General features: G+C 70.4%; 23 protein-coding genes and 5 pseudogenes. 13 read left to right on the top strand and 15 right to left on the bottom strand.

Translation table 11 applies throughout. The annotated features are described in order from the left end of the window. Positions 1–64: 64 nt before the first annotated feature. Positions 65–1,266 (bottom strand): annotated as a pseudogene (locus StrepF001_RS47355) (DUF6777 domain-containing protein). 172 nt (positions 1,267–1,438) lie between these two features. Between StrepF001_RS47355 and StrepF001_RS08820 the strand changes: the two are divergent. Continuing rightward, complete coding sequence (locus StrepF001_RS08820; RefSeq protein WP_129797744.1) at positions 1,439–2,701, top strand: streptophobe family protein; 1,263 nt, start codon at positions 1,439–1,441, stop codon at positions 2,699–2,701. Between the two features lie 122 nt (positions 2,702–2,823). Here the strand turns inward: StrepF001_RS08820 and StrepF001_RS08815 are convergent, their stop codons facing one another. The 4 genes and pseudogenes from StrepF001_RS08815 to StrepF001_RS08800 all read right to left on the bottom strand — a co-directional run bounded on the left by StrepF001_RS08815 (position 2,824) and on the right by StrepF001_RS08800 (position 7,171). Further along, a complete protein-coding gene (locus tag StrepF001_RS08815) occupies positions 2,824–3,798 on the bottom strand; it encodes a serine/threonine-protein kinase (protein ID WP_129797743.1) in 975 nt (324 codons plus the stop codon). Continuing rightward, complete coding sequence (locus StrepF001_RS08810) at positions 3,798–4,343, bottom strand: hypothetical protein (RefSeq protein WP_129797742.1); 546 nt, start codon at positions 4,341–4,343, stop codon at positions 3,798–3,800. Before StrepF001_RS08810 ends, StrepF001_RS08815 begins: the two co-directional genes overlap by 1 nt. Before the next feature lie 9 nt (positions 4,344–4,352). Continuing rightward, positions 4,353–6,691, bottom strand: a pseudogene (locus StrepF001_RS08805) (FHA domain-containing protein). Positions 6,692–6,760: 69 nt separating this feature from the next. Beyond that, on the bottom strand, positions 6,761–7,171 hold the full coding sequence (locus StrepF001_RS08800; RefSeq protein WP_129797741.1) for a hypothetical protein: 411 nt from the start codon (positions 7,169–7,171) through the stop codon (positions 6,761–6,763). A gap of 312 nt (positions 7,172–7,483) precedes the next feature. Between StrepF001_RS08800 and StrepF001_RS08795 the strand changes: the two are divergent. Next, a pseudogene (locus StrepF001_RS08795) lies at positions 7,484–7,633 on the top strand (DUF1905 domain-containing protein); the annotation flags it as partial. Positions 7,634–7,691: 58 nt separating this feature from the next. On the opposite strand, the gene mgrA reads toward StrepF001_RS08795, so the two are convergent. Then, positions 7,692–8,681, bottom strand: a complete 990-nt coding sequence (gene mgrA, locus StrepF001_RS08790) for an L-glyceraldehyde 3-phosphate reductase (protein ID WP_129797739.1) — start codon at positions 8,679–8,681, stop codon at positions 7,692–7,694. A gap of 127 nt (positions 8,682–8,808) precedes the next feature. On the opposite strand from mgrA, the pseudogene StrepF001_RS08785 reads away from it, so the two are divergent. Both StrepF001_RS08785 and StrepF001_RS08780 read left to right on the top strand, forming a co-directional pair. Continuing rightward, positions 8,809–9,682: pseudogene (locus StrepF001_RS08785) on the top strand (LysR substrate-binding domain-containing protein). 28 nt (positions 9,683–9,710) lie between these two features. After that, complete coding sequence (locus tag StrepF001_RS08780; RefSeq protein WP_129797738.1) at positions 9,711–10,220, top strand: DinB family protein; 510 nt, start codon at positions 9,711–9,713, stop codon at positions 10,218–10,220. Here StrepF001_RS08780 and StrepF001_RS08775 read toward each other — a convergent pair. The 6 genes from StrepF001_RS08775 to StrepF001_RS08750 form a co-directional block, all read right to left on the bottom strand. Beyond that, a complete protein-coding gene (locus StrepF001_RS08775) occupies positions 10,208–11,281 on the bottom strand; it encodes an adenosine deaminase (protein ID WP_129797737.1) in 1,074 nt (357 codons plus the stop codon). The genes StrepF001_RS08780 and StrepF001_RS08775 overlap by 13 nt on opposite strands. A 58-nt stretch (positions 11,282–11,339) precedes the next feature. Then, positions 11,340–11,732 (bottom strand): VOC family protein, encoded by a 393-nt coding sequence (locus StrepF001_RS08770; RefSeq protein ID WP_129797736.1) that lies wholly within the window; start codon positions 11,730–11,732, stop codon positions 11,340–11,342. Positions 11,733–11,999: 267 nt separating this feature from the next. After that, positions 12,000–12,542, bottom strand: coding sequence for an MOSC domain-containing protein (locus StrepF001_RS08765; RefSeq protein ID WP_129797735.1), 543 nt, complete (start codon positions 12,540–12,542; stop codon positions 12,000–12,002). A 150-nt stretch (positions 12,543–12,692) separates the two neighbouring features. Then, positions 12,693–13,403 (bottom strand): chitinase, encoded by a 711-nt coding sequence (locus tag StrepF001_RS08760; protein ID WP_129797734.1) that lies wholly within the window; start codon positions 13,401–13,403, stop codon positions 12,693–12,695. A gap of 224 nt (positions 13,404–13,627) precedes the next feature. Next, a complete protein-coding gene (polX, locus tag StrepF001_RS08755; RefSeq protein ID WP_129797733.1) occupies positions 13,628–15,373 on the bottom strand; it encodes a DNA polymerase/3'-5' exonuclease PolX in 1,746 nt (581 codons plus the stop codon). Between the two features lie 87 nt (positions 15,374–15,460). Beyond that, positions 15,461–15,898 carry a MarR family transcriptional regulator gene (locus tag StrepF001_RS08750; RefSeq protein WP_129797732.1) on the bottom strand — a complete coding sequence of 146 codons (438 nt, stop codon included), beginning with the start codon at positions 15,896–15,898 and terminating at the stop codon, positions 15,461–15,463. 78 nt (positions 15,899–15,976) lie between these two features. Here StrepF001_RS08750 and StrepF001_RS08745 point away from each other — a divergent pair, with 78 nt between their 5' ends. The 6 genes from StrepF001_RS08745 (at position 15,977) to urtE (ending at position 22,060) form a co-directional block, all read left to right on the top strand. Continuing rightward, positions 15,977–17,089, top strand: coding sequence for a substrate-binding domain-containing protein (locus StrepF001_RS08745; RefSeq protein ID WP_129797731.1), 1,113 nt, complete (start codon positions 15,977–15,979; stop codon positions 17,087–17,089). A gap of 213 nt (positions 17,090–17,302) precedes the next feature. Then, the gene (gene urtA, locus StrepF001_RS08740) at positions 17,303–18,559 is read left to right on the top strand and encodes an urea ABC transporter substrate-binding protein (RefSeq protein WP_129797730.1); all 1,257 of its coding nucleotides are present in this window, start codon (positions 17,303–17,305) and stop codon (positions 18,557–18,559) included. Between the two features lie 63 nt (positions 18,560–18,622). Continuing rightward, on the top strand, positions 18,623–19,519 hold the full coding sequence (gene urtB / locus StrepF001_RS08735) for an urea ABC transporter permease subunit UrtB (RefSeq protein ID WP_129797729.1): 897 nt from the start codon (positions 18,623–18,625) through the stop codon (positions 19,517–19,519). Next, positions 19,516–20,598: an urea ABC transporter permease subunit UrtC gene (gene urtC / locus StrepF001_RS08730; RefSeq protein WP_129797728.1), complete on the top strand. Its 1,083-nt coding sequence runs from the start codon at positions 19,516–19,518 to the stop codon at positions 20,596–20,598. The genes urtB and urtC overlap by 4 nt, the downstream gene beginning before the upstream one ends. Beyond that, entirely contained in the window at positions 20,595–21,368 is a 774-nt protein-coding gene (gene urtD / locus StrepF001_RS08725) for an urea ABC transporter ATP-binding protein UrtD (protein ID WP_129797727.1), read from the top strand. Before urtC ends, urtD begins: the two co-directional genes overlap by 4 nt. Then, positions 21,368–22,060 carry an urea ABC transporter ATP-binding subunit UrtE gene (gene urtE / locus StrepF001_RS08720; RefSeq protein WP_129797726.1) on the top strand — a complete coding sequence of 231 codons (693 nt, stop codon included), beginning with the start codon at positions 21,368–21,370 and terminating at the stop codon, positions 22,058–22,060. Before urtD ends, urtE begins: the two co-directional genes overlap by 1 nt. Positions 22,061–22,082: 22 nt before the next feature. Here the strand turns inward: urtE and StrepF001_RS45475 are convergent, their stop codons facing one another. Beyond that, positions 22,083–22,250, bottom strand: coding sequence for a hypothetical protein (locus StrepF001_RS45475; protein WP_165396201.1), 168 nt, complete (start codon positions 22,248–22,250; stop codon positions 22,083–22,085). A gap of 410 nt (positions 22,251–22,660) precedes the next feature. Between StrepF001_RS45475 and StrepF001_RS08715 the strand changes: the two genes are divergently transcribed. Continuing rightward, a complete protein-coding gene (locus StrepF001_RS08715; RefSeq protein ID WP_129797725.1) occupies positions 22,661–23,101 on the top strand; it encodes an SPW repeat protein in 441 nt (146 codons plus the stop codon). Positions 23,102–23,167: 66 nt separating this feature from the next. Here StrepF001_RS08715 and StrepF001_RS08710 read toward each other — a convergent pair whose 3' ends face one another. Further along, positions 23,168–23,935: a metalloregulator ArsR/SmtB family transcription factor gene (locus tag StrepF001_RS08710; protein ID WP_129797724.1), complete on the bottom strand. Its 768-nt coding sequence runs from the start codon at positions 23,933–23,935 to the stop codon at positions 23,168–23,170. A gap of 170 nt (positions 23,936–24,105) precedes the next feature. Between StrepF001_RS08710 and StrepF001_RS08705 the strand changes: the two genes are divergently transcribed. Both StrepF001_RS08705 and StrepF001_RS08700 read left to right on the top strand, forming a co-directional pair. Further along, the gene (locus StrepF001_RS08705) at positions 24,106–24,369 is read left to right on the top strand and encodes a GlsB/YeaQ/YmgE family stress response membrane protein (protein ID WP_129797723.1); all 264 of its coding nucleotides are present in this window, start codon (positions 24,106–24,108) and stop codon (positions 24,367–24,369) included. Between the two features lie 133 nt (positions 24,370–24,502). After that, a pseudogene (locus StrepF001_RS08700) lies at positions 24,503–24,963 on the top strand (nucleoside deaminase). A 73-nt stretch (positions 24,964–25,036) separates the two neighbouring features. Here StrepF001_RS08700 and StrepF001_RS08695 read toward each other — a convergent pair. Then, entirely contained in the window at positions 25,037–25,696 is a 660-nt protein-coding gene (locus tag StrepF001_RS08695; RefSeq protein WP_129797722.1) for a chaplin, read from the bottom strand. Between the last annotated feature and the right edge of the window lie 225 nt (positions 25,697–25,921).

The following is a 25,921-nucleotide window of genomic DNA, read 5'->3' as shown; positions in this document are numbered from 1 at the left end:
CGGACATTGCTGCACCAGTCCTCGTACCCCGAGCCGGGCGCCGCAGTCCATAGTGCAGGACGCGTCACACTGCCGGAGCGGGAGCGGGCGCCTCGGGAACACGGTCCGTGAACGACGACCGGACGGTCGGCCCGGATGCGAGCGGGGGCTGCGGCGGCGAGGGCGCAGGGGACTCGGGGGCCTCAGGGGGCCCAGGGGTTCAGGGGATTCCGGCGGTTCGGGAGACCTCGGGGACTGAGGGCTCTCCGGCTGCGGGGCCGGCGGTTCCGGCGTGGGCGTCTGGGGCCTCGGGGACGGCGAGGGCGGAGAGTCCGGGGCCGGTGACGTCGGTGTGGACGGGGTGGGCGAGGGTGTGGGCCGGGTCGCCGGCGGCTCGGTCTTCCTGTCCTTCCCACCCGTGTCGCCGGGCCGGCGGGCGATCCACTCGCCGCGGTCGGGGTCGTAGAGGACGAAGACGTCGACGGCCTTCGGCGCGGGGGAGACCACGACGACATTCGAGGAGCGATACGACGGCCAGGCCTCGCCGGTCGGTTTCGGCGGGGTCCGCTGAGCGACCGGCGGGGTCAGCGGGTTTCCGCAGGCGCACCGTACGCGGGGCACCCCGCGGTCGTCGACGAGGACCGCCGTACCCGCCTGCAGGACGGCCTGGTAGCTGGTGGCGGCACCGGCGCGGTAGCCGTGGTTGGTGACGCGGGTGTCCATACGAAGCTGTACGGGGGTGAGCAAGCGCAGGTGGGCCGGAACCTGGGACGGGGCGACGCCGGCCACCGAGGCGAAGGCCCTGCTCTTGGCCTCGTCCGCCTGAAGGAACCTGATCTGTTTCTCCACGTCGCAGGTGGCGACGTTGCGGGTGCCGCCGTAGAGCCCGGGGGCGCCGCCGGCCACGCCCCGTACGGCGTTCGGCTGCGCCGATCCGGTCGCCGGACTCGGCGTGGCCGGCGGGGCGGAGCTGTCCGTCGCGGTGGACTCGGTGAAAGGGTCGGGTCCCGTGCTGCCCGCGGGCTGGAGGAAGACCTCGCCCTGCGAGCCGGTGCCCCCGCCGTCGGGACGGGTCAGGACGACGGCGACGACCACGACGGCCACCACGACGGCGGCGAGCACGACGATCCGGGGTGCAGAACGCCACCATGGCGGGCGTGGCCCGGGGGACTCGGCTCCCCCACCGGGCGGCTGGGAGGGCGGTCCCGAGGGCGGCTCGGGCGGTCCCGACAGCGGACCGGAGGGTGGGCCGGCGGGACGGCCGGACGACGGCGGTTCGACGCTCACGAGCTCCGCTCCCGTTGTGGAGTGCCTGCGGCCCTCAAACTCAATTTCGCCGCTTTCCTCAGCTTTCTTCCGTGTTCCGATCATTGTGTGCTTCGGTCGGGTACGGCCCGCAAGCCGACGCGGACGGACCTCCCGGCGCGCGCCCGGTGCCGGTGCTGCTTAGCGTGACAAGGTGAGCCCGCGCATCCCCTCCGAGCAGGCCGCCGCCCGCCACGGCTGGGTGCAGGCCGTCGCCGTCGTGCTGGCGGGAATGATCGCCATGGGGATCACCGCCACGCTGGGCCTGTGGGCGGCGGGGGCCGCCGACCTCCCGGACGGCGCGTTCCCGCGGGTGGCTGCCGCGACCGTCGTCACGGCAGTGGGCGGCGCCGTCGAGCTGTCGGGGGACGTCGGGGGCTTCGCCGAGACCGAGGCGGGGCTGACCGTGATTCCGCTGTCGGTGACGCTCGCCGGGGCCCTGGTGGTCGCCGTGGGATTCCTGCGACCGCTGCGGCACCGGGCGGTGGCCGGTGCCGGGGAGCTGGGCGGGTGGGCCGCCAGAATCGCCGTTCTGTGGCTGCTCGCGCTGCTCGGACTGGCCCTCGGGGCCCGGCAGACGTTCACCGTCGCCCTCGGCGAGGACGCGATCAGCGACATCACCGATCTGTTCGGCATCTCGCCCGAGGTGGGCTTCACCACGGACGTGCCGGTGACGCTGGTCTTCGGGCTGCTGTGGCTGGCCGGCGTGCTGGTGCTGGCACTGCTGGTGGCGCCCGGAGCTCCGCTGCCGGGCAGGCTGCTGCGGTTCCGGGAGTCGGTGCGCCCGGCCGCGTACGCCATGGTCGCCCTCCTCCTCACGTACGTCGTGCTCGGCGTCGTCATCGGCCTGGTCATCGCGGCGACGCGCGGGCACCCGGCCGAGACGTTCGCCGTGATCCTGCTGGGTCTGCCGAACCTGGTGTGGCTCGCGTTCACGATCGGCCTGGGCGCCACCTGGGACGGCCGCGTGGAGGGGCCGTTCGAGCTGCCGATGCCGCGTGTCCTCGACGAGGTGCTGCGCTCCTCGGACGTCGCCGTGCTCAATGTGGGCACGCTCGCCGAGCACGACGGCCGGGTGTGGTGGCTGGTGGTGGCCGCCGCGGTGCTGGTGCCGGCGGCCGCGTTCGTGATGGCGGCGCGTTCTCCGGCCCGGCTGCGGGCCTGGCGGCACGCCGTGCACATGGCGGTCGCGCTGGCCCTCACAGTGCTGATGATCTGCCTGGTCGGCCGGATCTTCGCGTCGTACGGCCTGTCCGTGCTCGGCATCGGCGACCTGGGCGGCTTTCTCGCGGGAGAACTGTTTCTGCGGCCCCGGATCTGGACGGCGGTGGGCCTGGCCGTGCTGTGGGGTCTGGTGGCCGGCTTCCTGGGCGCGCTGCCGGCCGCAAGGGTGCGGCGGCGGGGTGCGGCCGCCTGAGCGCTCCGCTGGAAGTGCCGCGATGTGCCGTCGGTCGTCTGCGGCACCGTCGTGGCTGGTCGCGCAGTTCCCCGCGCCCCCTCAGGGGGCTGCCCGACCCGGCGGCGGTCTACGAACCGGCCCTAAAGACGGCGGCCGACGACGGGCTCGGCCCAGTGCGGTGGCGGCTTCGGGGGGACCCTCGGGTCGGCCTCGGTCGGCGGGTGGGCGCCGTTCCTGACACCGGCCAGGGTGGTGCGCAGGTCCGTGACGAAGGCCAGGCAGGAGTCGTACCGTTCGTCGGGGACCTTGGCCAGGGCGCGGCCGAAGACCAAGTCGACAGGTTCGGCGAGTTCGGGGCGGGCCTCGGTCAGGGGCGGTGGCGGGTCGTACTGGTGGGCCCACAGCAGCGCCATGTCGTCGTCACGGCGGAACGGCGGGTGGCCGGCCAGGCACTCGTAGACCACGCAGGCGAGGCCGTAGACGTCGCACCGGCCGTCCACGGGGCGGCCCGCGATCTGCTCGGGGGCGACGTAGTCGAGGGTGCCGATGAACTGTCCCACCGTGGTGAAGCCGGTCAGGGACAGCGACTTCTTCGTCAGACCGAAGTCGGTGAGGTAGACGTGTTCGGGGTGGTCGCTGTCGGTGCCGCGGGCCACCAGGATGTTGCCGGGTTTGACGTCCCGGTGGACCAGCCCGTGCTCGTGGGCGGCATCCAGCGCGGAGGCGACCTGCGCCGCGATGCGGACGGCGGTCGCGGGCGGCAACGGGCCCTGCCGGTCGAGCAGATGGCGCAGGTCGCTGCCGGCGACGTAGCGCATGGCGATGTACAGGACGCCGTCCGTCTCACCCGCCTCGAAGACCGGCACGATGTGCGGATGGTCGATCGCGGCGGCCGCCCGGGACTCATGGCTGAAGCGCCGCCGGAAGGTGTCGTTGCGGGCGAGTTCGGGGGCGAGCAGCTTGAGCGCGACGGTGCGGTCCAGGCGCAGGTCGCGGGCGCGGTAGACGACGGCCATGCCGCCGCGGCCGAGTTCGTGCTCGATCCGGTAGCCGGCGACCTGCCGTCCGATCAGTTCGGAGGGCCGCCCGGAGAACAGGCCGGTGTCGCCCACCATCAGGTCTCACCGTCGGATGTCACGACCCGAGTGGGGGCGCGGCCGGGATCCTCGGTGGCGCGCGGCACCTCGTCCGCCGCGTAGGTGCTCAGCCGCGCTCCGTCGCTGTACGCCCACTGCCCGCCCTCGGCGTCGTACAGCCACACGGACTCCCCGTCGACGACCACTCCGATCCGCGCTCCCTGGGTCCGGTCGCGGAAGGACTCGCCGTCGAGCCCGCCGGCCGCCAGGTCCTCGACGGCCGCCCGGTAGCGGGCAAGTGCCCGCTCCGCGCGGGCGAGCAGTGGCCGGGGGTCGGCGGTGGTGGCGAGCGGTTGGTGCTCGGTGGGCGGGTCCTCGGGCACGGCGACCAGGTACCGGCCGTCGACCCAGGCCGACCAGCCGTTGGCGCACAGGATCCGCCCCCAGTCGCCGCGCCGCTCGACCAGCTGGACCGGCAGCAGCGGATCGAGGGGCACGGTGGGCCGGGCGGGGTCGGGCGACTCCCAGGCGGGCATCCCGTGCCGGGGGACGACGTGGGTGGGCCGGAACCCGGGGCTCGCCATGGCCGGGACCTACTTCCGCATCACGACGGGCTCGCGGCGGCGCAGCAGCCGGGACACCACGTAGCCGAACACCACCGACAGAACGACGAGCATGCCGATGTCGAGCAGCCACACTCCGACCGCATGCTCGAACAGGGGATCGCCGGTCAGGTCGCCGGGCGAGACGCGGGCCAGGTCGATGGTGGCGGCCATCGCGCCGAGCGCCCACCGCGCGGGCACCAGCCAGGCCACCTGCTCCAGTCCCGGCACACCGTCCAGCTGCAGCAGAGCGCCGCAGAAGACGACCTGGACGAGGGCGAGCAGCACGAGCAGCGGCATCGTCACCTCTTCCTTGCGCACCAGCGCGGAGACCACCAGACCGAGCATCATCGCCGTGAAAGCCAGCAGGGCGACGGCGATGGTGATCTCCACAAGGGGCGGCATCACCACGCCCCGTCCGCCCGGTGCGTTGAGATCGACGCCGAGCAGGCCGACCAGGGTCAGCACGACGGCCTGCAGCACGGTGACCGTGCCGAGCACGACCACCTTGGACATCAGGTACGCCGATCTGGACAGGCCGACGGCCCGCTCACGCTGGTAGATCACACGTTCCTTGACGATCTCGCGCACGGCGTTGGCCGCACCGGTGAGCACACCGCCGACGCAGAGGATGAGCAGTGCGTTCATCGCCGACCGCCGGGTCAGCTCACTGCCCGCCAGGGCGCGGGCCATGCCGCCCATGACGAAGGGCAGGGCGATCATGACGAGGAGGAAGGTGCGGTCGGCGCTGAGCGCGGCCGTGTAGCGGCGGACCAGCGTGATGAGTTGGGCGCTCCAGTGGCGCGGTCTGGGCGGCGGGCCGACGATGACCGGGCCCTCGCGGGGCCGCCGCGGCTGTGCGGTCGCGTCCGCGATGTACTGCCGGTGGAAGGGCGAGTCGCGGTACTCCCCCGCCCAGTCCCGGTCGCGGTCCCGCTCGAACGCCTCGAAGGCCTCCGGCCAGTGGGCGAAGCCGAAGAAGGCGAGGGCGTCGCCGGGCGGGCCGAAGTAGGCCACCGTGCCGCCCGGCGCCAGGACGAGCAGCCGGTCGCAGACATCGAGGCTGAGGACGCTGTGCGTGACGACGATGACGGTCCGGCCGTCGTCGGCGAGGCCGCGCAGCATGTGCATCACCGAGCGGTCCATGCCGGGGTCCAGGCCGGAGGTCGGCTCGTCGAGGAAGAGCAGCGACGGCTTGGTCAGCAGCTCCAGCGCCACGCTGACCCGTTTGCGCTGGCCGCCGGAGAGGCTGTGCACGGGCTGGTTCGCGCGCTGTTCCAGCCCCAGTTCGCGGATCACCTCCTCGACGCGCGCGAGACGCTCGGCCTTGGCGGTGTCCTGTGGGAAGCGCAGCTCGGCGGCGTAGGTCAGGGCGCTGCGGACGGTCAGCTGGGCGTGCAGGATGTCGTCCTGCGGGACGAGGCCGATGCGCTGCCGCAGCTCTGCGTAGTCGTGGTACAGGTCGCGTCCGTCGTACAGGACCGTGCCATGGTCGGCGGGGCGCTGTCCGGTCAGGGCGTTCAGCAGCGTGGACTTTCCCGCGCCGCTCGGGCCGACGACCGCGAGCAGGCACTTCTCCCCCACCGGGAACGACACGTCGTCGAGGAGCGTCTTGCTGCCCCGGTCGACGACGACGGTGAGGTCCTGTACGTCGAGGGAGATCTCGCCGGTGTCGACGTATTCCTGCAGCTGGTCGCCGACGAGGCAGAAGTCCGAGTGTCCGATGCCGACGATGTCGCCGGGGTTGATGAGGGCGGCGGTGACCTGCAGCCCGTTGAGGTATGTGCCGTTGTGGCTGCCGAGGTCGACGATCTCGTACGTCCCGTCGGTGTGCGCGCGCAGCTCGGCGTGCCGGCGCGAGACGAGCAGGTCGTCGACGACCAGGTCGTTGTCCTCGTCGCGGCCGATGCGGACGGTCCGATGGGGCAGCGGCCGTACGCTGGTGGGCTCCCGGAAGGTGTGGGTGAGGGCGGGGGGGAGACCGCCGACGGGCGCTCCGGGGCCGGGTCGGCGAGGCCGACGAGGACGGCGCGCGGGCCGTCGGTGGGGTTGCCGAAGCGGATGACGCTGCCGGGGCCGACGTCCCATGCGTCGATGCGGCGGCCGTCGGCGTAGGTGCCGTTGGTGCTGTGCTCGTCCTTCAGGGTCCAGTGGCCGCCGTTGGGCCGCAGCACCGCGTGGTGCCAGGAGACCCGGTCGTCGTCGAGGACTATGTCGCTCAGCGGGTCGCGTCCGACGCGGTAGTCGCGGACGGGGGTCATCACGGTGGAGCCCGTCTCGGTTTCGAGGACGAGTTCGGGCGCTGTCGACGCGACCGGCTGCTCCACCATGGCGGAAATTCTACCGATTCGTCCATATGTGCGCTGTTAAAGCGCCGTCCGCGCAGCCACCGGCACGTATCAGGCGACGGGCACGACCAGCGCCGGAATCGTGCGCTGCATCCGCAGGGCGTCGACGGATTCGGCGAGCAGTTCGTACTCCGTGGTGTCGTCACTGGTGGCGATCCTGACCAGCCGCCCGGCCGCCAACTCCTCGGCGACCAGCTCCTGCCTACGCACGTCCGCGCACCAGTCGCGCAGCGCGGCGGGCACATCGGCCACGGCGTCGCCGACCGGGACGAGCGCGTGCGGCGGGTAGGGCCCGTCGCCGGGCTGCGGGTCCAGCCGCTCGGCGATCCAGGTGGCGCGGTCCCGCAGCCACCACAGCGCGAGGGCGAGGGTGGGGGCCCGGTAGGTGCCGAGCGGTACGCCGATGCGCCGGCCGCCGCAGGTGCCGTACGCCGTGACATGGCACAGGAATTCGTCGTGCACGTCCGCCTCCCCCGTTACGTTGCTCGCTTGCCGGTGGCGCCTCGCTTTCGGTGCGGATCCTGTGCTGGGAAACTGTCCCTGGCGTTCGAGTATCTTCACTCTTGAACCACTGTCACCATGCCTTTCCGGCCAGCCTCTTGGCATATTCACCGCGCGTATTGGCCGGAATGCGACGGGTGAGGGAGGGCAGGCCGCAGGGCACGATCTTCGGCTGCAGCGGGGCCGAACGGGTGGCCGCGACGAGTTTTCCCGTTGACGAGGTCTCCAGTGGGAAGGCAGTGAGACCACGGCGGGCGGGGAACCACCGGAAACGTGGATGCGGAATTCGCCGCAGCCCTGTGTGAGCAGCCGATCAAAGGTGGCTGGACATATCTCGCCTGGCGCGAATCCGTCGCCTATTTCGGCGCTCGCGGACGGGTCAAGATCCGCGGGACCATCGACGGGAACCCTTTCCGGAATTCCGTCACGGCAAGCCGGTGCCCGGAGGCGGTGGGTCACCTCCGGGCACCGGATCGGGTGGTCAGGCCTTGACGGCGGCGTCGATCCTGGCCAGTTCGTCCGCATCGAAGTCGAGGTTGCGGACCGCCGAGACGCTGTCCTCCAGCTGGCGCGGGCTGCTCGCGCCGACCAGCGCGGAGGTGACCCGGCCGCCGCGCAGGACCCAGGCCAGTGCCATCTGGGCAAGGGACTGGCCGCGGGACTTGGCGATGTCGTCCAGGGTGCGCAGCCGGCCCACGAGCTCCTCGGTCACGGCGTCGGAGTTCAGGAACGGGCTGTCGCTCGCGGCCCGCGAGTCCTCCGGGATGCCGTCGAGGTAGCGGGCGGTCAGCAGGCCCTGCTCCAGCGGCGAGTAGGCGATGGAGCCGACCTGCAGCTCGTCCAGCGCGTCCAGGAGCCCCTCCTCGGGGCGCCGGTCGAGCATCGAGTAGCGCGGCTGGTGGATCAGCAGCGGGGTGCCCAGCTCGCCCAGGATCCGGGCGGCTTCCCGGGTCTGCTCCGGGGAGTAGTTCGAGACGCCGACGTAGAGCGCCTTGCCCTGCTGGACGGCCGAGTGCAGCGCCCCCATCGTCTCCTCCAGCGGAGTCGCGGGGTCGGGGCGGTGCGAGTAGAAGATGTCGACGTAGTCCAGGCCCATCCGCTTCAGGCTCTGGTCCAGCGAGGACAACAGGTACTTGCGGGAGCCCCACTCGCCGTACGGGCCGGGCCACATCAGGTAGCCGGCCTTGGTGGAGATGACCAGCTCGTCCCGGTACGGCGTGAAGTCGGCGCGCAGTGCCTCGCCGAGGGCGGCCTCGGCCGCGCCGGGCGGCGGGCCGTAGTTGTTGGCCAGGTCGAAGTGGGTGACGCCGAGGTCGAAGGCGCGCCGCAGGATGGCTCGCTGGGTCTCGACCGGCCGGTCCGGGCCGAAGTTGTGCCACAGGCCGAGCGACAGCGCGGGGAGTTTCAGGCCGCTGCGTCCGGTGCGCCGATAGGGCATGTCCGCGTAGCGGTCGGGGTGTGCGGTGTACAACGCGACTCCAGAAAGGTTGGCCCACGAGGAAACGGTTCCGGGAAAAACCGCTCTCCATCCTTCTCGGCCCACGGGCAGCAGTCCAACAGAAGAATCCGATGGAATTCAGCGAGTACGCTTCTCAATCATGGAACTGCGCCACCTCCAGCACTTCGTCGCGGTCGCCGAGGACCAGCACTTCACCCGGGCCGCGGAACGGCTGATGGTGTCCCAGTCGGGCCTGTCCGCCTCGATCCGGGCCCTGGAGCGGGAGTTGCAGACCCCGCTGTTCGTGCGGACGACCCGGCGGGTGACGCTCACGGAGGCGGGCCGTGCGCTGCTCGGCGAGGCGGAACGCATCCTGGCACAGGTGCGCTCGGCACACGAGGCCGTGGCCGCCGTGCAGGGCGTGCTGCGCGGCACGCTCGCGCTGGGCACCGAGCAGTGCATCGCCGGGGTGGATGTCGCCGGGCTGCTCGCCGCGTTCCGGCGGCGTCACCCGGACGTGGAGATCCGGTTGCGCCAGGCGGGTTCCGGGGCGCTGGCGGAGGAGATCGATGCGGGGCGGCTGGACCTGGCGTTCGCGGTCCGTACCCAGCCCGACTCCGACCAGCTGCGTTCCGTACCGCTGACCAGCGAGCCGATGACCGTCCTGTGCCATCCGGCCCACCGGCTGGCCACAGCCGGCGCGGCCGTCACTCCGGAGGAGCTGGGGGGCGAGGTGTTCGTCGACTTCCATCCCGACTGGGGGCCGCGTCGCATCACCGACGCCGCCTTCACCGCGGCGGGCGTGCAGCGGACCGTGGCGCTGGAGGTGAACGAGGTGCACAGCCTCCTCGACCTGCTGGACGAGAACCTGGGCGTCGCCGTCGTGCCGCACCACTTCCGGTACAAGCGGGAGTCGCTCACCGCCCTCCCCCTCAAGGGCACCGGCGAGGCGCTCTACGAGACGGTCGCCCTCCTCCCTCCCGCAGGCCACGAGCCCCGCGGCCCGAGCCCTGATGGCGCTGCTGGAGGCATGAACGCCGCCGATGGGCGATGGTGGGGCGTATGCATGCCAAGGACATCCTCAGCGACGGATACAGCCGCATCCAGGAAGAAGTCCACGCCGTCGTCGACGGTCTGGGCGCCGACGACCTCAACGCCCGCCCCTCCGCCCGCGCCAACTCGATCGCGTGGCTGGTCTGGCACCTCACCCGTGTCCAGGACGACCACATCGCCGACGCCTCGGGGCTCGACCAGGTCTGGCCGGCCCAGGGCTGGGACAAGCGCTTCGGGCTCGGCCTGCCGCGCGACGACACGGGATACGGGCACAACTCGGCGAAGGTCGCCAAGGTGCGGGTCGACTCCGGTGACCTGCTGACCGGGTACTACGACGCCGTGCACGACCAGACGCTCGACTTCGTGCGCGGGCTGACCGCAAAGGACCTCGAACGCATCGTGGACGAGCGCTGGGACCCGCCGGTCAGCCTCGGCGTGCGGCTGGTGAGCGTCCTGTCCGACGATCTCCAGCACGTCGGACAGGCCGCCTATGTGCGGGGGCTGCTTCAGGCCGGGTAGCCCGGCAGGACGACGTCCCGTATCAGGGCACCCTGCTCGTCGAACGGGATGAAGGCGCTCTTGACGGCGTTCACGGTGACCGTGCGCAGGTCCTCGACCGTCCAGCCCGCCTGCTCGACCAGCAGGGACATCTCCCGGGTCATCGTGGTGCCCGACACGAGCCGGTTGTCGGTGTTGAGGGTGACGCGGAAGCCGAGGTCCTTCAGCGCGGTGATCGGGTGCTCGGCGATGGAGGTGGCGGCGCCGGTCTGCAGGTTGGAGGTGGGACACATCTCCAGCGCGATCCGGCGGTCGCGGACCCAGCCGGCGAGGCGGCCGAGCTTGCCGGCCGCGAGGTCGTGGATGTCGTCGGTGATGCGGACTCCGTGACCGATGCGCTGGGCGCCGCACACCTGGAGGGCCTGGTGGATGCTGGGCAGACCGTGTGCCTCACCGGCGTGGATGGTGAACGGCACGTTCTCGCGGCGCAGGTGCTCGAAGGCGGCGAGGTGGTCGGCGGGCGGGAAGCCGTCCTCGGCGCCCGCGATGTCGAAGCCGACGACACCGGCGTCCCGGAAGGCGACCACCAGGTCGGCGATCTCCCGGCTGCGGTCGAACATCCGCATGCCGCACAGCAACGTGCCCACCCGGACCGGCGTCCCGGCGGCGGCCGCCTTGGCCATGCCCGCCGCCAGCCCCTCCTGCACGGTCTCGACCACTTCGGGCAGGGTCAGCCCGCCCTTGAGCATCAGCTCGGGTGCGTAGCGCACCTCGCCGTAGACGACGCCGTCCGCGGCGAGGTCGAGGACGTACTCCTCGGCGGTGCGCAGCAGGCCCTCGCGGGTCTGCATCACGGCGAGGGTGTGCTCGAAGGTGGCGATGTAGCGGACCAGGTCGCCGGAGTTCGCGGCGTCGTAGTACCAGGCGGCGAGCGCGTCGGGGTCGGTGGTGGGCAGGGTGTGGCCGACCGCGTCCGCGAGCTCCACGACGGTGGCGGGGCGCAGACCGCCGTCGAGGTGGTCGTGCAGCACGGCCTTGGGGAGCCGGCGGATGGCGTCTGTGTCTACGCGCGTAGCAGTCATGGCGGGTCTTTCCTTGGCGGGAGGTTCGAAGGGGGCGCTCCGGGGGCGGAGGAGCAGGTCAGTCGGCGGGCTGGAGCAGGTCCCAGCGGTTGCCGTACAGGTCCTGGAAGACGGCGACCGTGCCGTACGGCTCGTGCCGCGGCTGCTCCGGGAAGGTCACGCCCGCCGCAAGCATGCGGGCATGATCGCGGGCGAAGTCGTCGGTGTGCAGGAAGAAGCCGACGCGCCCGCCGGTCTGGTCACCGACCCGGTCGCGCTGCACCTCGCCCTTGGCGCGGGCCAGCAGCAGGGCGGTGCCGACTGCCTCCGCCCCGGGTGCGACGACGACCCAGCGGGAGCCGTCCGGACGCGGCGCGTCCTCGACGAGCCGGAAACCGAGGGCCTCGGTGTAGAAGCGGATCGCCTCGTCGTAGTCGTCGACGACGAGGGTGACCAGGGCGATGCGTCTCATCGGGGCCTTTCCGGACGTGCGATTGACCGGAGAGGTTATACGTAAAACCTGACGGGCGCCAGTCGCCGCCAGGACCGAAGTTCTCACGCCTGCGGCCCGGGGCGCGCCGACGGGCCGGCCACCGGCATGCCGGGCATGGCGATCACTGATCCCCCTCAGGGCCTGGGTCTCGGTGCCCTCGATCCGGACTCGCAACGCGCTTCCCGGCGTGGTGCGAATGCTTCGATCGACTCGCCGGGAGGCCGCAGAAGGGAGGCGAGAGCGACGTCAGACCCGCTCCAGGGGCCGGTGCGGCTCGCTGGGAAGCTCTACTTCGATCGTGTCGCCCGGGCGCACCGCACCGCCCTCCTTCACGATGCTCATGATTCCGGCCTTGCGCACGATGTTTCCGGCTTCATCGCGACCGACGACCTGCTTGAGCAGTCCGTCCTGGAAGTTGTCGATCTGCAGGCACGGGTTGCGCAGGCCGGTCACTTCCAGCACTGCGTCCTCGCCGATGCGCAGCAGCGTGCCGGCCGGCAGGCCGAGCAGATCGATGCCACGGGTGGTGATGTTCTCCCCGAGGTCACCGGGCACCACCTTGAATCCCTCTGCGCCGACCTCGGCGAAGAGTTCTTCATGGATGAGGTGGACCTGGCGAAGGTTCGGCTGGGTGGGGTCCTGGGCGACCCGCGAGCGGTGCTTGACCGTCACACCGGCATGTACGTCGCCCTCCACACCGAGCCCGGCGAGCAACGTGATGCTGTCCCGGTTCGGCTTGGTGAACGAGTACTCGCCGTTGCTGCTGACTGCCGTCACCGTGCCGCTCATCCTCGACGCCCCTCCTCAGCGACAATGATCAGCCATGACCCTACCCAACGAACCTCAAGACGCAGCAGCCACGGCCGATCACCTTGGTCGTCATCCGCGTCGAGGCGGCTCGTAGAGCTCCTGGGGCAGTACGTCAAACACGCTCCGGCGTCAGCAGTAGAGGTTGCCGCCCGGCGACACCCCGAGAATCTGCGTGAACCGCTGGTAGTTGGACACGCGGCTCTGCACCTGCGCGGGGTTCTTGCCGTCGCATTCCAGGGCGCCGTTGATGCTGCGGATCGTCTGGCCGAAGCCCGCTTGGTTGACCATGGCGTTGTGGCCGGTCATGGTGCCGGGGCCGGTCTGGGTGTTCCAGTACCACAGGCCCGTCTTCCAGGCGACGGAGGCGTTGTTCTGCACCATCCAGGGGTCGTTCAGCAGGTTCAGGCCGAGCGCGTCGCCCGCGGCCTTGTAGTTGAAGTTCCAGCTGAGCTGGATGGGGCCACGGCCGTAGTAGGCGGCCTGGCCGGCGGGGCAGCCGTACGACTGGCTCCAGTCGCAGTAGTGTGGGTAGTTGGCCTGGTTCTGCTCCACGATGTGCACCAGACCGCCGGTCTCGTGACTGACGTTGGCGAGGAAGGCGGCGGCCTCCTGCTTCTTCACCGTGTCGCTGCCCGTGTTCGCGAAGGCGGGGTACGCGCTCAGGGCCGCGGTGAGGCCGCTGTAGGTGTAGAAGGAATTCCGGTTCGGGAACATCTGGTTGAACTGCGCCTCGCTGACGACGAATCCGGCGGCGGACGCGGTCGGTGCCGGCTGGAGGGCGAGGGCGGTGCCCGCGAGGGCGAGTGAGCTCAGGACTGCGGAGATACGGCGCCTCGACACAGGGTCAACTCCTTTGCGGTGCACGGCCGCTCCCGGTCGAGGGCAGGGCGGAGCCGGCCCTCGTGCGCACATGCCGGTGATACCGGCCACGGCGTGGGGGCGGCCGTGGTGGGGGGTGTGGAGCACACTCAACCGCGTTGGTCTGTACCAGTCAAGGGTGTAGACCAGCCAAGGCATCTGGGATGCCGAGGAGTTGACGCCCGATCAGATCAGGGGCGTGTTGGTCACGCCGTCCGGCCCTTGCGAAGGAACCGTTGCAGTCGCGCCTGGGGCCAGGTGTTGATCACGTCGTCCTTGGTGAGCCACCCGCGTTGCGCCGTGCCCACGCCGTAGCGGAGGTGGGCCAGGTGGAGGACGGAGTGGGCGTCGCTGTCGATGGCGAACCTCACCCCGTGCCGCTTGGCCCACAGGATGTGCTCGTCGCACAGGTCGAGCCGGTCGGGATGGGAGTTGATCTCCAGGGCCGTGCCGGTGCGTGCGCAGGCGGCGAAGACCGCGTCGAGGTCGGCGTCGATGCCGGGCCGCTTGCCGATGAGGCGGGTGGTGGGGTGGCCGATGATGTTGACGTACGGGTTCTCGCAGGCCCGGACGAGCCGACGGGTGAGCGCCTGGCGCTCCTGGTTGAAGTGCGAGTGCACCGAGGCCACGCACAGGTCGAATCCGGCCAGGAAGTCGTCCGGCCAGTCCACGCCGCCGTCGGGGTCGATGTTCAGCTCCACGCCGTGCAGCAGCCGCATGCCGCGGCGCTTGCCGTGCCGGCCGTACTTCCCGTCGAGCTCCCGTACATGCTCGCGCTGGGCCAGCATCCGCTCGTCCGTCATCCGCTGCATATAGAGGTTCGGCGCGTGATCGGTGATCGCGTAGTAGGCGTGTCCGCGTTCGGCGGCTGCGGCGACCATTTCCTCCAGCGGGGCGAGGCCGTCGGTGAGGTCGGTGTGGGTGTGCAGGTCGCCCCGGATGTCCGACTCCTCGATCAGTTCAGGGAGTTCGCCTTTCAGCCCGGCCTCGATCTCGCCGCGGTCCTCGCGCAGGGGCGGCGGGATCCAGGGCAGGCCGAGCCGGTCGTACACGTCCTCCTCCGTCTCGGAGACGATCTTCTCCCCGCTCTCGACGTCGAACAGCCCGTACTCGGAGAGCTTGAGTTTCTGGTGCACGGCCAGTTCCCGGGTGCGGATGTTGTGCGCCTTGGAGCCGGTGAAGTACTGGAGCGCCGCGCCCCAGGAGTCCGGGGGTACGACGCGCAGGTCGACGGCGAGGCCCTTGGTGGTGCGGACCGATGTCTTGGTCGGGCCCTGCTCGATGACCTCCATGACGTACGGCAGCTCGGTGAAGGCTCGCATCAGCGGCTCCGATTCCTCGGCCGCGGTGAGGACGTCGATGTCGCCGATGGTCTCGCGCAGGCGGCGCAGCGAGCCGGCGTACGTGCACCGTCGGCAGCCGGTCACCCGGGACAGCTCCGCGACGACGCCTTCGGCGACGTCCATGGCGGCGTCGATCAGCACCCGGTCCCCGGAGGACTGCAGCAGCGCGATGCCGTGCAGGATCTTCTCCTCCGTCCTGGGGCCGAAGCCCTTGAGGTCCCGCAGCCGCTCCTCGTGGATGGCGTCGGTCAGTTCCTCGACGGAGGAGATGCCCAGCTCCTCGTAGAGCGCCAGGGCCTTCTTCGGGCCGAGCGTGGGGATGGCCGTCAGCCGCCGGACCCCGGCGGGGATTTTCGCGCGTAGTTCCTCGACCACGGAGACACGGCCGGTACGGAGGTACTCGACGACCTTCTCCGCGATCGACTTGCCGACGTTGGGGATCTCCTTGAGGCCCTTGGCGTCGAGCGTGGAGACATCGGCGTGGTAGCCGCCGATCGCACGCGCGGCCTTCTCGTAGACGCGCGCCTTGAACGCGTCTCCTCCGGTGATCGAGATCAGGTCCGCGTATTCGGCCAACAGCGCGGCGACCTCGTCGTTCGCACGAGCCACACCTCCAGGGTAGGCAAGGTCCGACGCCCGTGCGCTCGGCTCGGCGGCTTGCCCGAGGCCGCCTGGCTACGTGTCGTGACGCACCCGTCACACGCGGGACGCCTTCCGGTCCAGCGTGGCGGCGAGGCGCTCCAGCAGGGCGCGCAGCAGTTCCTCGTCGCCGTCCCCGAGTGACGGCCAGTCCGCGCGGACCGCCCGGTCGACACGCCGCCAGTACTCCCGGCCGCGCGGGGTGAGGTGGGCGAGGATGCGGCGGCGGTCGAGGTGATCGACCCGACGGTGGACGAGGTTCTGGTCGACGAGGTGGTCGACGAGCTTGGTCAGGCTCGGCGCCGGCAGGAAGGCCGCCTCGGCGACGGCCGTCATGTGGTGCCCCGAGCCGTCGGAGAGCAGGGCGAGAACCCGCCAGGCCTCCACCGAGCAGCCCTCCTCCTCCAGGACGGCCTGGAGGCGGCGCGCGGCCAGCCGCTCGGCCCGCGTCAGGAGCTGCATCAGATCGTGGGGCCGACGCGAAGAGGTGGACATCCTGCTCCTAGTTCACCGGGTGTGCACATCGTATGAGACGGACTGGAGTTCACCTGGCGGACCCGAAATCATGACGCCATGTTCCGGCACGATCCTCCCGCTCCCGAATGGTTCACGGCCGACGCCTCGGCGCTCGGGGTGGCCCTGGTGTTCCCCATGCAGGGACCGGCGGGGATCTTCGGTCCGGCCTGCGAGCTGTGCGCCCAGCTGGCCGCGGAGCGGGTGAACCGCGCGGGCGGGGTCCTCGGCCGGGAACTGCGGCTGGTCCCCGTCGACGGCGGCGCGTCGCCGCGGCAGATCGCCGACCATGTCGAGGCCTTGGTGGACCTGGGCGTGGTGCAGGGCGTCACGGGCTGGCACATCTCTTCGGTGCGACAGGCGCTGGTGCCGAGAATCGCCCATCGCGTGCCGTACGTCTACACCGCGCTGTACGAGGGCGGCGAGCACACCGCGGGCGTGTTCCTGACCAGCGAGACCCCTCGCGACCAACTGCGGCCCGCAATGGGCCTGTTGGCGCTCGAACGCCGGGTGCGCCGATGGTTCGTCGTCGGCAACGACTACGTCTGGCCGCGGCGCACGGCACGGGCGGCCCACTCGTTCGTCCGCGAGTCGGGCGGAAGCATCGCCGGAGAGGTGTATCTCCCGCTCGGCACCCACGACTTCGAGCCCGTACTGCGCCGCATCGAGCGGTCCGACGCGGACGCGGTGCTGATGCTGCTGGTCGGCAGCGACGCGGTGCGGTTCAACCGGGCGTTCGCGGCCTGCGGTCTGGACGCGCGCTGTCTGCGGCTGAGCACGCTGATGGACGAGAACATGCTGATGGCGAGCGGCCCTTCGGCCACCGTCGACCTGCACAGCACCGCCGGGTTCTTCGCCTCGCTCGCCAACCGGGACACGCTCGACTTCCACGGCGAGTACGCGGATCGCTACGGCATCGAGGCGCCCGCGCTGGGCAGCCTCGGCGAATCCTGTTACGAGGGCGTGCTGTTGCTGGCCGCGCTCATCGGCCGGGCGGGGACGCCGGAGGTGTCGGCGATCGGGGCGGCGGCCGAAACCGTGTCGTACGAAGGGCCGCGCGGGCTGCTGCATCTGCGGGGCAGCCATGTGCGGCAGCGGATCTACCTGGCGCGCGCGGACGGTTGCGACTTCGACGTTCTCACCGAGCTCGATCTTCACGGTTCCCGCCCTTGACATGGCTGTGCCGACACCAAGATACTTCCCACAGAAAGTAACTAGAATGCCTCGGGCGCATTGTGAATTCGGTTTCCGAATGCACGGAACAAGCCCCGGGGCGTTTTTTGTTGCCTTGGGGAAAGTCGCGCGAAACACCCTGGAAACAACGCGACTTGAGGCTGTGGACCGCACTTCAGGAGGTTGTCTTCCTCCACACCCGAGGGGGTCCATTTGTCCAGCGGTTCCAGTATTCTCCGTCGCCGTTTTCTGGTCGGCGGCGCCGCGCTCGCGGCGGTCGTGGCACTGTCCGCGTGCGGGGCGAAGACCGACGCGGCCGGCTCGTCCGACAAGGCCGCGAAGGCCGACGTCAGCGGTGACACGGTCAAGGTCGGTCTGCTCAACTCACTGTCCGGCACCATGGCCATCAGCGAGGTGACCGTACGCGACTCGCTGAAGCTGGCGATCGACGAGATCAACGCCTCCGGCGGGGTGCTCGGCAAGAAGATCCAGCCGATCAGCGAGGACGGCGCCTCCGACTGGCCGACGTTCGCCGAGAAGGCGCAGAAGCTGATCCAGGAGGACCGGGTCGCCGCCACGTTCGGCTGCTGGACCTCCGCCAGCCGCAAGGCCGTCAAGCCGGTGTTCGAGAAGAACAAGTCGCTGCTGTTCTACCCGGTGCAGTACGAGGGCCTGGAGCAGTCGCCGTACATCTTCTACACGGGCGCGACCACCAACCAGCAGATCGTCCCGGCGCTCGACTACCTCAAGAGCAAGGGATTGAAGAAGCTCTACCTGGTCGGCAGCGACTATGTCTTCCCGCGCACCGCCAACAAGATCATCCAAGCGTATGCGAAGGCCAACGGCATGACGATCCTCGGCGAGGACTACGCGCCGCTCGGTTCCACGGAGTTCAGCACGATCGCCAACAAGGTGAAGGCGTCGAAGGCGGACGCCGTCTTCAACACCCTCAACGGCGACTCGAACGTGGCGTTCTTCAAGGAGTACAAGTCGGCGGGACTGACCGCGAAGTCCATGCCGGTGGTGTCGGTGTCGATCGCCGAGGAGGAGGTCAAGTCGATCGGCTCGCAATACCTGGCGGGCCAGTTGACGGCCTGGAACTACTACCAGACCACCGCGGGCGCCGCGAACGAGAAGTTCGTGAAGGCGTACAAGGCGAAGTACGGCGCGGACAAGCCGACCAGTGACCCGATGGAGGCCGCGTACACCTCGGTCCACCTGTGGAAGGCGATGGTCGAGAAGGCCGGCTCCTTCGACCCGGAGAAGGTGAAGGCCGCATCCGACGGCATCACGTTCGAGGCACCCGAGGGCAAGGTCACCGTCGACGGAGCGACCCAGCACATCCACAAGACCGCCCGCATCGGTGAGATCGGCACCGACGGTCTGATCAAGGAGGTGTGGGACTCGGGCAAGCCCGTCGAGCCCGATCCTTACCTCAAGGGCTACTCCTGGGCCTCCGGCCTGTCCTGACCGCCCGTCACCGCCCGTGGGCCCTGCGTGGCCCACGGCGGCCCCTCTCCCCGGAGCCGCCGTATGACCGTGATCCTCGGTCAGACCTTCACTGGCATCAGCATCGGTGCCGTCCTGCTGCTCATCGCGCTCGGCCTCTCGCTCACCTTCGGCCAGATGAACGTCATCAACATGGCCCACGGCGAGTTCATCATGGCGGGCGCCTACACCACATACGTCCTGCAGAAGTCCATTTCCGGCGCGGGAATTTCGCTGCTGGTCGCCCTGCCCGTCGCATTTATCGTCTCGGGCGCCCTCGGCGCGCTGCTCGAATGGCTGCTGATACGGCGTCTTTATCTTCGGCCGCTCGACACCCTTCTCGTCACCTGGGGTGTCTCGCTGATGCTTCAGCAACTCGCCCGGGACATTTTCGGCGCGCCGAACGTGCAGACCCGGGCGCCCGACTGGCTCACCGGGAACGTCACTCTGATCGGCGGCGCGGACCCGCTCACCGTCGCCAACAGCCGGCTGTTCATCCTGGGCCTCGCCGTCGCGGCGGTGGTCGCGCTGACGCTGACGCTGCGGCTGACACCGCTCGGCCGCCGGATCCGGGCGGTCGTGCAGAACCGGGACCTCGCCGAGGTGTCCGGCATCTCCACGGCCCGCGTCGACCGCACCGCCTTCTTCCTCGGCTCCGGTCTCGCGGGCATCGCCGGGGTGGCGCTGACCCTGGTCGGTCCGATCGGGCCGACGATGGGCACCAACGTCATCATCGACGCCTTCCTGGTGATCGTGGTCGGCGGGATCGGACAGCTCAAGGGCACGGTGATCGTCGCCTTCGTGCTGGGCGTGCTGCAATCGGTCCTGGAGTACTCCACCACCCTCAGCGTCGCCAAGGTGCTGGTGCTCGTCGCCATCGTCGCGTTCCTCCAGTGGCGGCCCCAGGGGCTGTACACGCTGCGTACGAGGAGTCTCGTATGACCCTTCTCCACGGGCGCGCCCGGACATGGGCCGGATTCGCGGGCGCCGCCGTCCTGCTCTTCGCCCTCGCCCCGCTCGCGCTGACCGACTTCCGGCTCGGGCTGCTCGCCAAGTACCTGTGCACGGCCATGGTCGCGGTCGGCATCTGCCTGGCCTGGGGGCGCGGTGGCCTGCTGACCCTGGGCCAGGGCCTGTTCTTCGGGCTCGGCGGTTACGCCATGGCGATGCACCTGAAGATCGCCGACGCCGGGCCGGGCAACCTGCCCGACTTCATGCAACTGTACGGCACGGCCACCGAACTCCCCTGGTGGTGGCGGCCGTTCGCCAATCCGGCGTTCGCTCTCGCCGCCACCGTGCTGCTGCCGATGGCCGTCGCGGCGCTGCTCGGCTCGTTCATCTTCCGACGCCGGGTCAAGGGCGCCTACTTCGCCATCCTCAGCCAGGCCCTCGCCGCCGCCTTCGCCATCTGGCTGATCGGCCAGCAGGCCACGACCGGCGGCACCAACGGGCTCACCGACATCCAGGGCTTCTTCGGCTACGACCTCGACGACCCGGTCAACCAGCGGACCGTGTACTTCGTCATCGCCGCCGCCTTGCTGCTCCTGATCGCCCTCGCCCGCCAGCTGATCCACAGCCGCTACGGCGAACTCCTCGTCGCCGTACGGGACTCGGAGGAACGGGTGCGCTTCCTCGGCTACGACCCTGCGAAGGTCAAGCTCGTCGCATACGTCGTCGCCGCGGGCATGGCCGGGCTCGCGGGCGCACTGTTCGTACCGGCCGTCGGCATCATCTCCCCGGCGATGATCGGCATCGTGCCGTCCATCGAGTTCGTCATCGGCGCCGCGGTCGGCGGACGTGCCAGCCTGGTGGGCGCGGTACTCGGCGCGATCGGCGTCGCCTGGGCGAAGACGGCGCTGTCGGAGGAGTTCCCGGCAGCCTGGACGTACTTTCAAGGGCTGCTGTTCATCGTGGCACTGGCGTTCCTGCCGGGCGGCCTGGCCTCGCTGGGCGGGGTCCTGCGGCGGCGCAGGGATCGACAGCGGAAAGCAGCCGTCGTTGCGGTGGGAGAAGCGGCATGAGTGAACCGGCAGGGCTTGAGATACATCAACTGCGCGTGTCGTTCGACGGGTTCACCGCCGTCGACGGGGTGGACCTCGATGTGCGGCCCGGGGACCTGCGGTTCCTCATCGGGCCGAACGGCGCCGGCAAGACGACCCTCGTCGACGCCGTCACCGGTCTGGTGAAGGCGGAGGGCTCGGTGCGCTTCGGCGGTGCGGAGCTGCTCGGGCGGAGTGTGCACCGGATCGCCCGGTCCGGCATCGGACGGACGTTCCAGACGGCCACCGTCTTCGAGGAGTTGACGGTCCTGCAGAACCTGGACATCGCGGCGGGCGCCGGCCGGAGCGTGTGGACCATGCTGCGCCGCCGCAACGACGTTCCCGAGCCGGTCGCCCGAGCACTGGAGACGATCGGGCTCACGAAACTCGCCGGCTCCCCCGCCGGGACGCTCGCGCACGGGCAGAAGCAGTGGCTGGAGATCGGCATGCTGCTGGTGCAGGACGTACGGCTGCTGCTGCTCGACGAACCGGTGGCCGGGATGAGCCACGACGAACGGCAGGCGACCGGTGAGCTGCTGGAGCGGATCAGCGCGGAGCGGACCGTCGTCGTCATCGAGCACGACATGGACTTCATGCGGTCCTTCGCGCGCAGCGTGAGCGTGCTGCACGCGGGCCGACTGCTCAGCGAGGGAACGGTGGCCGAGGTGCAGGCCGACCCGAAGGTGCAGGAGGTGTACCTCGGGCACGCGGCCGCCGAGACAGTCACCGGCGTGGCGGTACAGGAGGCGTGATGCTGGAGATCGAGGACATCCGCGTCGGTTACCACCGCAGCAGCGTGCTGCACGGGGTGAGCGTCGACGTACCGAAGGACGGGGTCGCCGCGGTGCTCGGGCACAACGGCGCGGGCAAGAGCACGCTGCTGCGTGCCGCCGTGGGGCTGCTGACGCCTCTGAGCGGAACGGTCCGCCTCGACGGCGAGGACATCACGCGCCGCAGGCCGCACGAGCGGGTGGCCCGCGGGATGGCATACGTCCCACAGGGCCAGCAGGCGTTCCCCCACCTCACGACCGCCGAGAACCTCCAGCTCGTGGCCGACGGACGCCGACGTGGAAAGGCCGCGATCGACGAGGCGCTGGACCTCTTCCCGGCGCTGCGGGCCCTGTCGACCCGCCGCGCCGGACTGCTCTCGGGCGGGCAGCGGCAGCAACTGGCCATCGCCCGCGCCCTGGTGACGGAGCCCCGGATCCTGCTCCTCGACGAGCCGACCGAGGGCATCCAGCCGTCGGTGGTGACCGAGATCGAGGAGACGATCCTGGCACTGGCCGCGCGCGGCGGGCTCTGTGTCCTGCTGGTCGAACAGCACGTCGGCTTCGCGATGCGGGCAGCCCAGCGCTACTACGTCCTGGAGGCCGGCCGGGTCACTTCGTCCGGCGCGGGCGGCCAGGATGCCGAGGCGTCGGTGCGGGAGGCGCTCAGCGTGTGAGGTCCCGGCGACGGCGTTTCGGTCAGTCCTCCTCGTCGGCCGGCACCACCACGAGGAACGCGTCCGACTTCAGGTCCATCACGACCGTCGCGGGCTCACCCTCGGCGCGCAGCGCCGCCGCGTACTCCTCTGCCGGCCACGATCCGCGCGGAGCCCCCGCCGGAAACCGCTCCAGCACCTTCGCGCTCATAGCGGCAGGCACCTCCCAATTGGTTCATCCGGTCGGTTCATCGAGAAGTCCTTGAAGAAGCAACTCCCTTACGGTCCGCCTGCCCTGGATCGTCGCGCTCATGTGCAGGCGGGCGAACTCCACGCCACCAGCCGTGGACGCGGCGTGACACGTCCGGAGGTGCGCGGGGCTCGTCGGCGGCTTCCGTACGCGCCCCGCCTGCCGCTCCCGGTCGTCTGCTGTGGTCACATGATCAGCGTAGGGAAATCTCCGGATCCGGCATCCGGGCCGCCGCCATGCGGGGCAGCGGGGGGGGCACCTCTCTGACCTCTACACATAAAGGCAACATAAGCGCAGAATGAACGTACGCGGCGCTTTACCGCATACCGCACCAGACGCGGTCAGGCCTGCACAGCCAAAGGAGACGACTCATGGCCAACGTCTCGCCCACCAGAGGTGACATAACCAGCCATCCTGATGCATCCGAAATGCGGGCACGGTACGCCCGTATGCTCGGCGGTCGCGATGTGGCGCTCGTGGACGGACCGGTGTTCCTGCTCGGTCTGTACTGCGCCGCATCTCCGTGGATACTCCACTACACCACCAGCCAGCCCGCGCTCGTGACCCACAACCTGATCGTCGGGCTCGCGATCGCCCTGCTGGCACTCGGGTTCACCAGGGCTCCGGAACGCATGTACGGCCTCAGCTGGGCCATGTGCGCGCTGGGCGTGTGGATGATCATCTCGCCGTGGATCGTCGGCGAGAGCCCGGACGCCGGCGTCGTGTGGAACAACATCGTCATCGGCGCCCTGGCCGTGATCCTGGGACTCGTGTGCGCCGGTACGGCGGCGAGGAGCGCCCCCAGGCCCTAGGCGACGTCGGAAGGGAGACACGCAACGGCCGGTCCGCAGGGTGGCGGACCGGCCGTTCTCGTCCGCTCAGCGGTTCGGCACCAGCCACGGCTGCTCGGGCAGCGGGCTGCCGGTCTCCAGGAGGGACTTGAGGTTGGACAGCACGGCCGCCCAGCCGGACGCCGCGTCGGCGCGTTCAGCCTCGTCGGCGAGGTTCTCGTGGGTGACGGTCAGCCGGACGATGTCGCCGTGCGGCTGGATGTCGAAGGTGACGCGGGAGTGCTTGTCCTCGTCACCTTTGTTCTCGGGCGCGGCCCAGGTGGTGACCAGGCGGGTCGGGCGCTCGCTCTCGGTGACGATGCCGACCACGTCGGCGATGCCGGAACCGTCCGTACGGACGTGCTCCCAGCGTGATCCAGGCTGCCAGTCGGAGACGTTGCTGTGGCCCCAGTAGGCGGCGGTGAGGTCGGCGTCGGTGAGCGCGTCCCAGACCTTCTCGGGCGTGCTCTCGATGTACGTGACGTACACGAACGTGGGCTTGTCGGTCATGGCTTCCTCGGCTCGTCGCTTCACGGCACCGAGCGCACCGAGGCGTGGGCGCTCGAACTTGTCGATCCACCGCTCCTGGATCTCGTGGAGCGGGACCGGGTTGAGGTAGTGCAGCTTCTCCCGCCCCCGCCGCACCGCGCTGACCAGGTTGGCGGCCTCCAGGACGGCCAGATGCTGCGTCACCGACTGGCGTGCCATGTCGATGCGCTCGCAGAGCTCTCCCAGCGTCTGCCCGTTCTGCTCGTGCAGCCGGTCCAGCAGCCGTCTGCGGGTGCCGTCGGCCAACGCCTTGAAGACCCTGTCCATGCCCGGGTCGCCCTCTGATCGCACACTCAAGGTTATGCAGGCAATTACCTGCATGTCAACGTCGGGCGGTCACCACGGCCTCGAGCCTCAGCGCGGTGCGAACGGAGCGGAGTGGCTTCGTCTCCGGCGGGCACATGGAGAGCAGCGGGGTCCCGACAAGAGGGGCGGAGATGGAGATCTCGAGCATCATCAGTGCCATCGTCATCGGCATCATCATCGGTGTGCTGGGGCGGCTCGTCGTGCCGGGCCGCCAGCGCATAGGAATCCTGTGGACGATCCTCGTCGGCATCGCGGCCGCACTCGTCGGCACGGCGATCGCCGGCGCCCTCGATGTCGCCGACACCGACGGCGTCGACTGGGTCGAGTGGCTCATCCAGATCGGCCTCGCCGCACTGGGCGTCGCCGCACTGGACCGGGCACGGGTACGTCGCTGACCCGGAGGAGGCTCGTCCCTGACCCGGACCACGGGTGCGGACGCCGACGGTCGGGCCCCGCGGGCGGACGTAGGCTGCGAGCCGACGATCATGTCGGCATGATGGCCGTACGCCGGAAGGGGGGCCGCACGTCATGGTGGAGAACGCCGAGCTGCCGTATCTGCGTCGCTGTGTGGAGCTGGCGACGGAGGCGCTCGAAGCCGGGGACGAGCCGTTCGGATCGGTGCTGGTCGGCGCGGACGGCGCCGTGCTCGCCGAGGACCACAACCGGGTGGCCTCCGGTGACCGCACCCGCCACCCGGAGTTCGAGCTGGCGCGCTGGGCCCGGAGCAGCGGGCGTCCGCGACCGTGTACACGTCCGGCGAGCACTGCCCGATGTGCGCGGCCGCCCACGCCTGGGTGGGCCTCGGCCGCATCGTGTACGTAGCGTCCTCGCAGCAACTCTCCGCTTGGCTGGCCGAGTTGGGCGTGCCGGCGCCGCCGGTACGGACACTGCCGGTGAACGAGGTCGCGCCCGGTGTGCTGGTGGACGGCCCGGTACCGGAACTGGCCGACGAGGTGCAGGCGCTGCACCGGCGGTTCCATCGGCGCTGAGCATCGCGCCGGTCCGTGAGCCGAACGCGCATCTGCGGACTCACGGACCGGGCATGGGACGAGAACGCCCCGGTCAGCGCCTCCCTTGGACGCGGGAGCGCCGATACAGCACCGCCCCGCCCAGGACCAGTGCCGCGGCTCCGACGGCGGCGGGCAGGGTCGCGTCCGCTCCCGTCTCGGCGAGGGCCGTGGTGGGCGGTGGGGAGTACGGCGCCGGCTTGGGTGTCGGCTGTGCCTTGGGCGGGGTGGACGGCCTCGGCTCGGGCGCCGGGCGGGCCGGGCGGTCACCGGGCGTGTTCACGGACTCGTTGCCGACGGCCGAGTTGCCGACGCCGACGACGTTCACGGAGTTGCCGCTGACGTTGACCGGGAGCTCGACCGGCAGCTGCACGCCGTTGCCGGAGAGCACTCCCGGCGAATCGTTTGCGCTGCTCTCTGCGGTCGCACCGCCACTCGCTGTTCCCCCGCGCGCCGGGCGCTCCTCGTCCGCGCCGTCGTCGTTGGCGCAGCGGTTGCCCGCGGCGGGGTTGAGGAGGCCCACCACGTTCACCGTGTTCCCGCACACGTTCACCGGCACGTGCACCGGGGCCTGAACGGTGTTGCCGGAGATCAGGCCGGACGAGCCGGCCGCGGCGCCGTGCGCCCCGGAGTCGGCGTACGCCGGCAACGTCACGGCCATCGCGCCCGAGGCGGCGGCGACGGCGATCACACCGTTTCGGGTAACCCGTCTCATAGGTTCCCTGCCTTCCAGACTTGGTCGCGGGCGCTCGCCCGCATCGGATAAAACGCAGGCGAACCATCCGAGTTATGGCTTATCTGCCTTTCACCCCATCGAGTGGCAGGTTTGTCGAACTAGCAGTAAAACCGTCCGAAGCCTCTGTCGCCCCCGGCCCGGAACCGAGGCGGCGCAGGATACGGCCCTCCGGCCGGTCCCGCTCGCCCGGAGGCGTGTCCTCCG

It is taken from the genome of Streptomyces sp. F001, assembly GCF_004187715.1.
Classification (GTDB): Bacteria; Actinomycetota; Actinomycetes; order Streptomycetales; family Streptomycetaceae; genus Streptomyces; species Streptomyces flavusporus.
This window is presented reverse-complemented; position numbering and strand designations above follow the sequence as displayed.

Bases quoted from the DNA above. Each gene is read 5' to 3' on its own strand.
- urtC (WP_129797728.1), top strand. From the start codon at position 19,516: ATGACCCTTCTCCACGGGCGCGCCCGGACATGGGCCGGATTCGCGGGC.
- StrepF001_RS08705 (WP_129797723.1), top strand. From the start codon at position 24,106: ATGGAGATCTCGAGCATCATCAGTGCCATCGTCATCGGCATCATCATC.
- StrepF001_RS08745 (WP_129797731.1), top strand. From the start codon at position 15,977: ATGTTCCGGCACGATCCTCCCGCTCCCGAATGGTTCACGGCCGACGCC.
- StrepF001_RS08710 (WP_129797724.1), bottom strand. From the start codon at position 23,935: ATGGACAGGGTCTTCAAGGCGTTGGCCGACGGCACCCGCAGACGGCTG.
- StrepF001_RS08750 (WP_129797732.1), bottom strand. From the start codon at position 15,898: ATGTCCACCTCTTCGCGTCGGCCCCACGATCTGATGCAGCTCCTGACG.
- StrepF001_RS45475 (WP_165396201.1), bottom strand. From the start codon at position 22,250: ATGAGCGCGAAGGTGCTGGAGCGGTTTCCGGCGGGGGCTCCGCGCGGA.
- StrepF001_RS08715 (WP_129797725.1), top strand. From the start codon at position 22,661: ATGGCCAACGTCTCGCCCACCAGAGGTGACATAACCAGCCATCCTGAT.
- urtD (WP_129797727.1), top strand. From the start codon at position 20,595: ATGAGTGAACCGGCAGGGCTTGAGATACATCAACTGCGCGTGTCGTTC.
- StrepF001_RS08765 (WP_129797735.1), bottom strand. From the start codon at position 12,542: ATGAGCGGCACGGTGACGGCAGTCAGCAGCAACGGCGAGTACTCGTTC.
- StrepF001_RS08815 (WP_129797743.1), bottom strand. From the start codon at position 3,798: ATGGTGGGCGACACCGGCCTGTTCTCCGGGCGGCCCTCCGAACTGATC.
- StrepF001_RS08775 (WP_129797737.1), bottom strand. From the start codon at position 11,281: ATGACTGCTACGCGCGTAGACACAGACGCCATCCGCCGGCTCCCCAAG.
- urtE (WP_129797726.1), top strand. From the start codon at position 21,368: ATGCTGGAGATCGAGGACATCCGCGTCGGTTACCACCGCAGCAGCGTG.
- StrepF001_RS08695 (WP_129797722.1), bottom strand. From the start codon at position 25,696: ATGAGACGGGTTACCCGAAACGGTGTGATCGCCGTCGCCGCCGCCTCG.
- StrepF001_RS08810 (WP_129797742.1), bottom strand. From the start codon at position 4,343: ATGGCGAGCCCCGGGTTCCGGCCCACCCACGTCGTCCCCCGGCACGGG.
- StrepF001_RS08770 (WP_129797736.1), bottom strand. From the start codon at position 11,732: ATGAGACGCATCGCCCTGGTCACCCTCGTCGTCGACGACTACGACGAG.
- urtB (WP_129797729.1), top strand. From the start codon at position 18,623: ATGACCGTGATCCTCGGTCAGACCTTCACTGGCATCAGCATCGGTGCC.
- StrepF001_RS08780 (WP_129797738.1), top strand. From the start codon at position 9,711: ATGCATGCCAAGGACATCCTCAGCGACGGATACAGCCGCATCCAGGAA.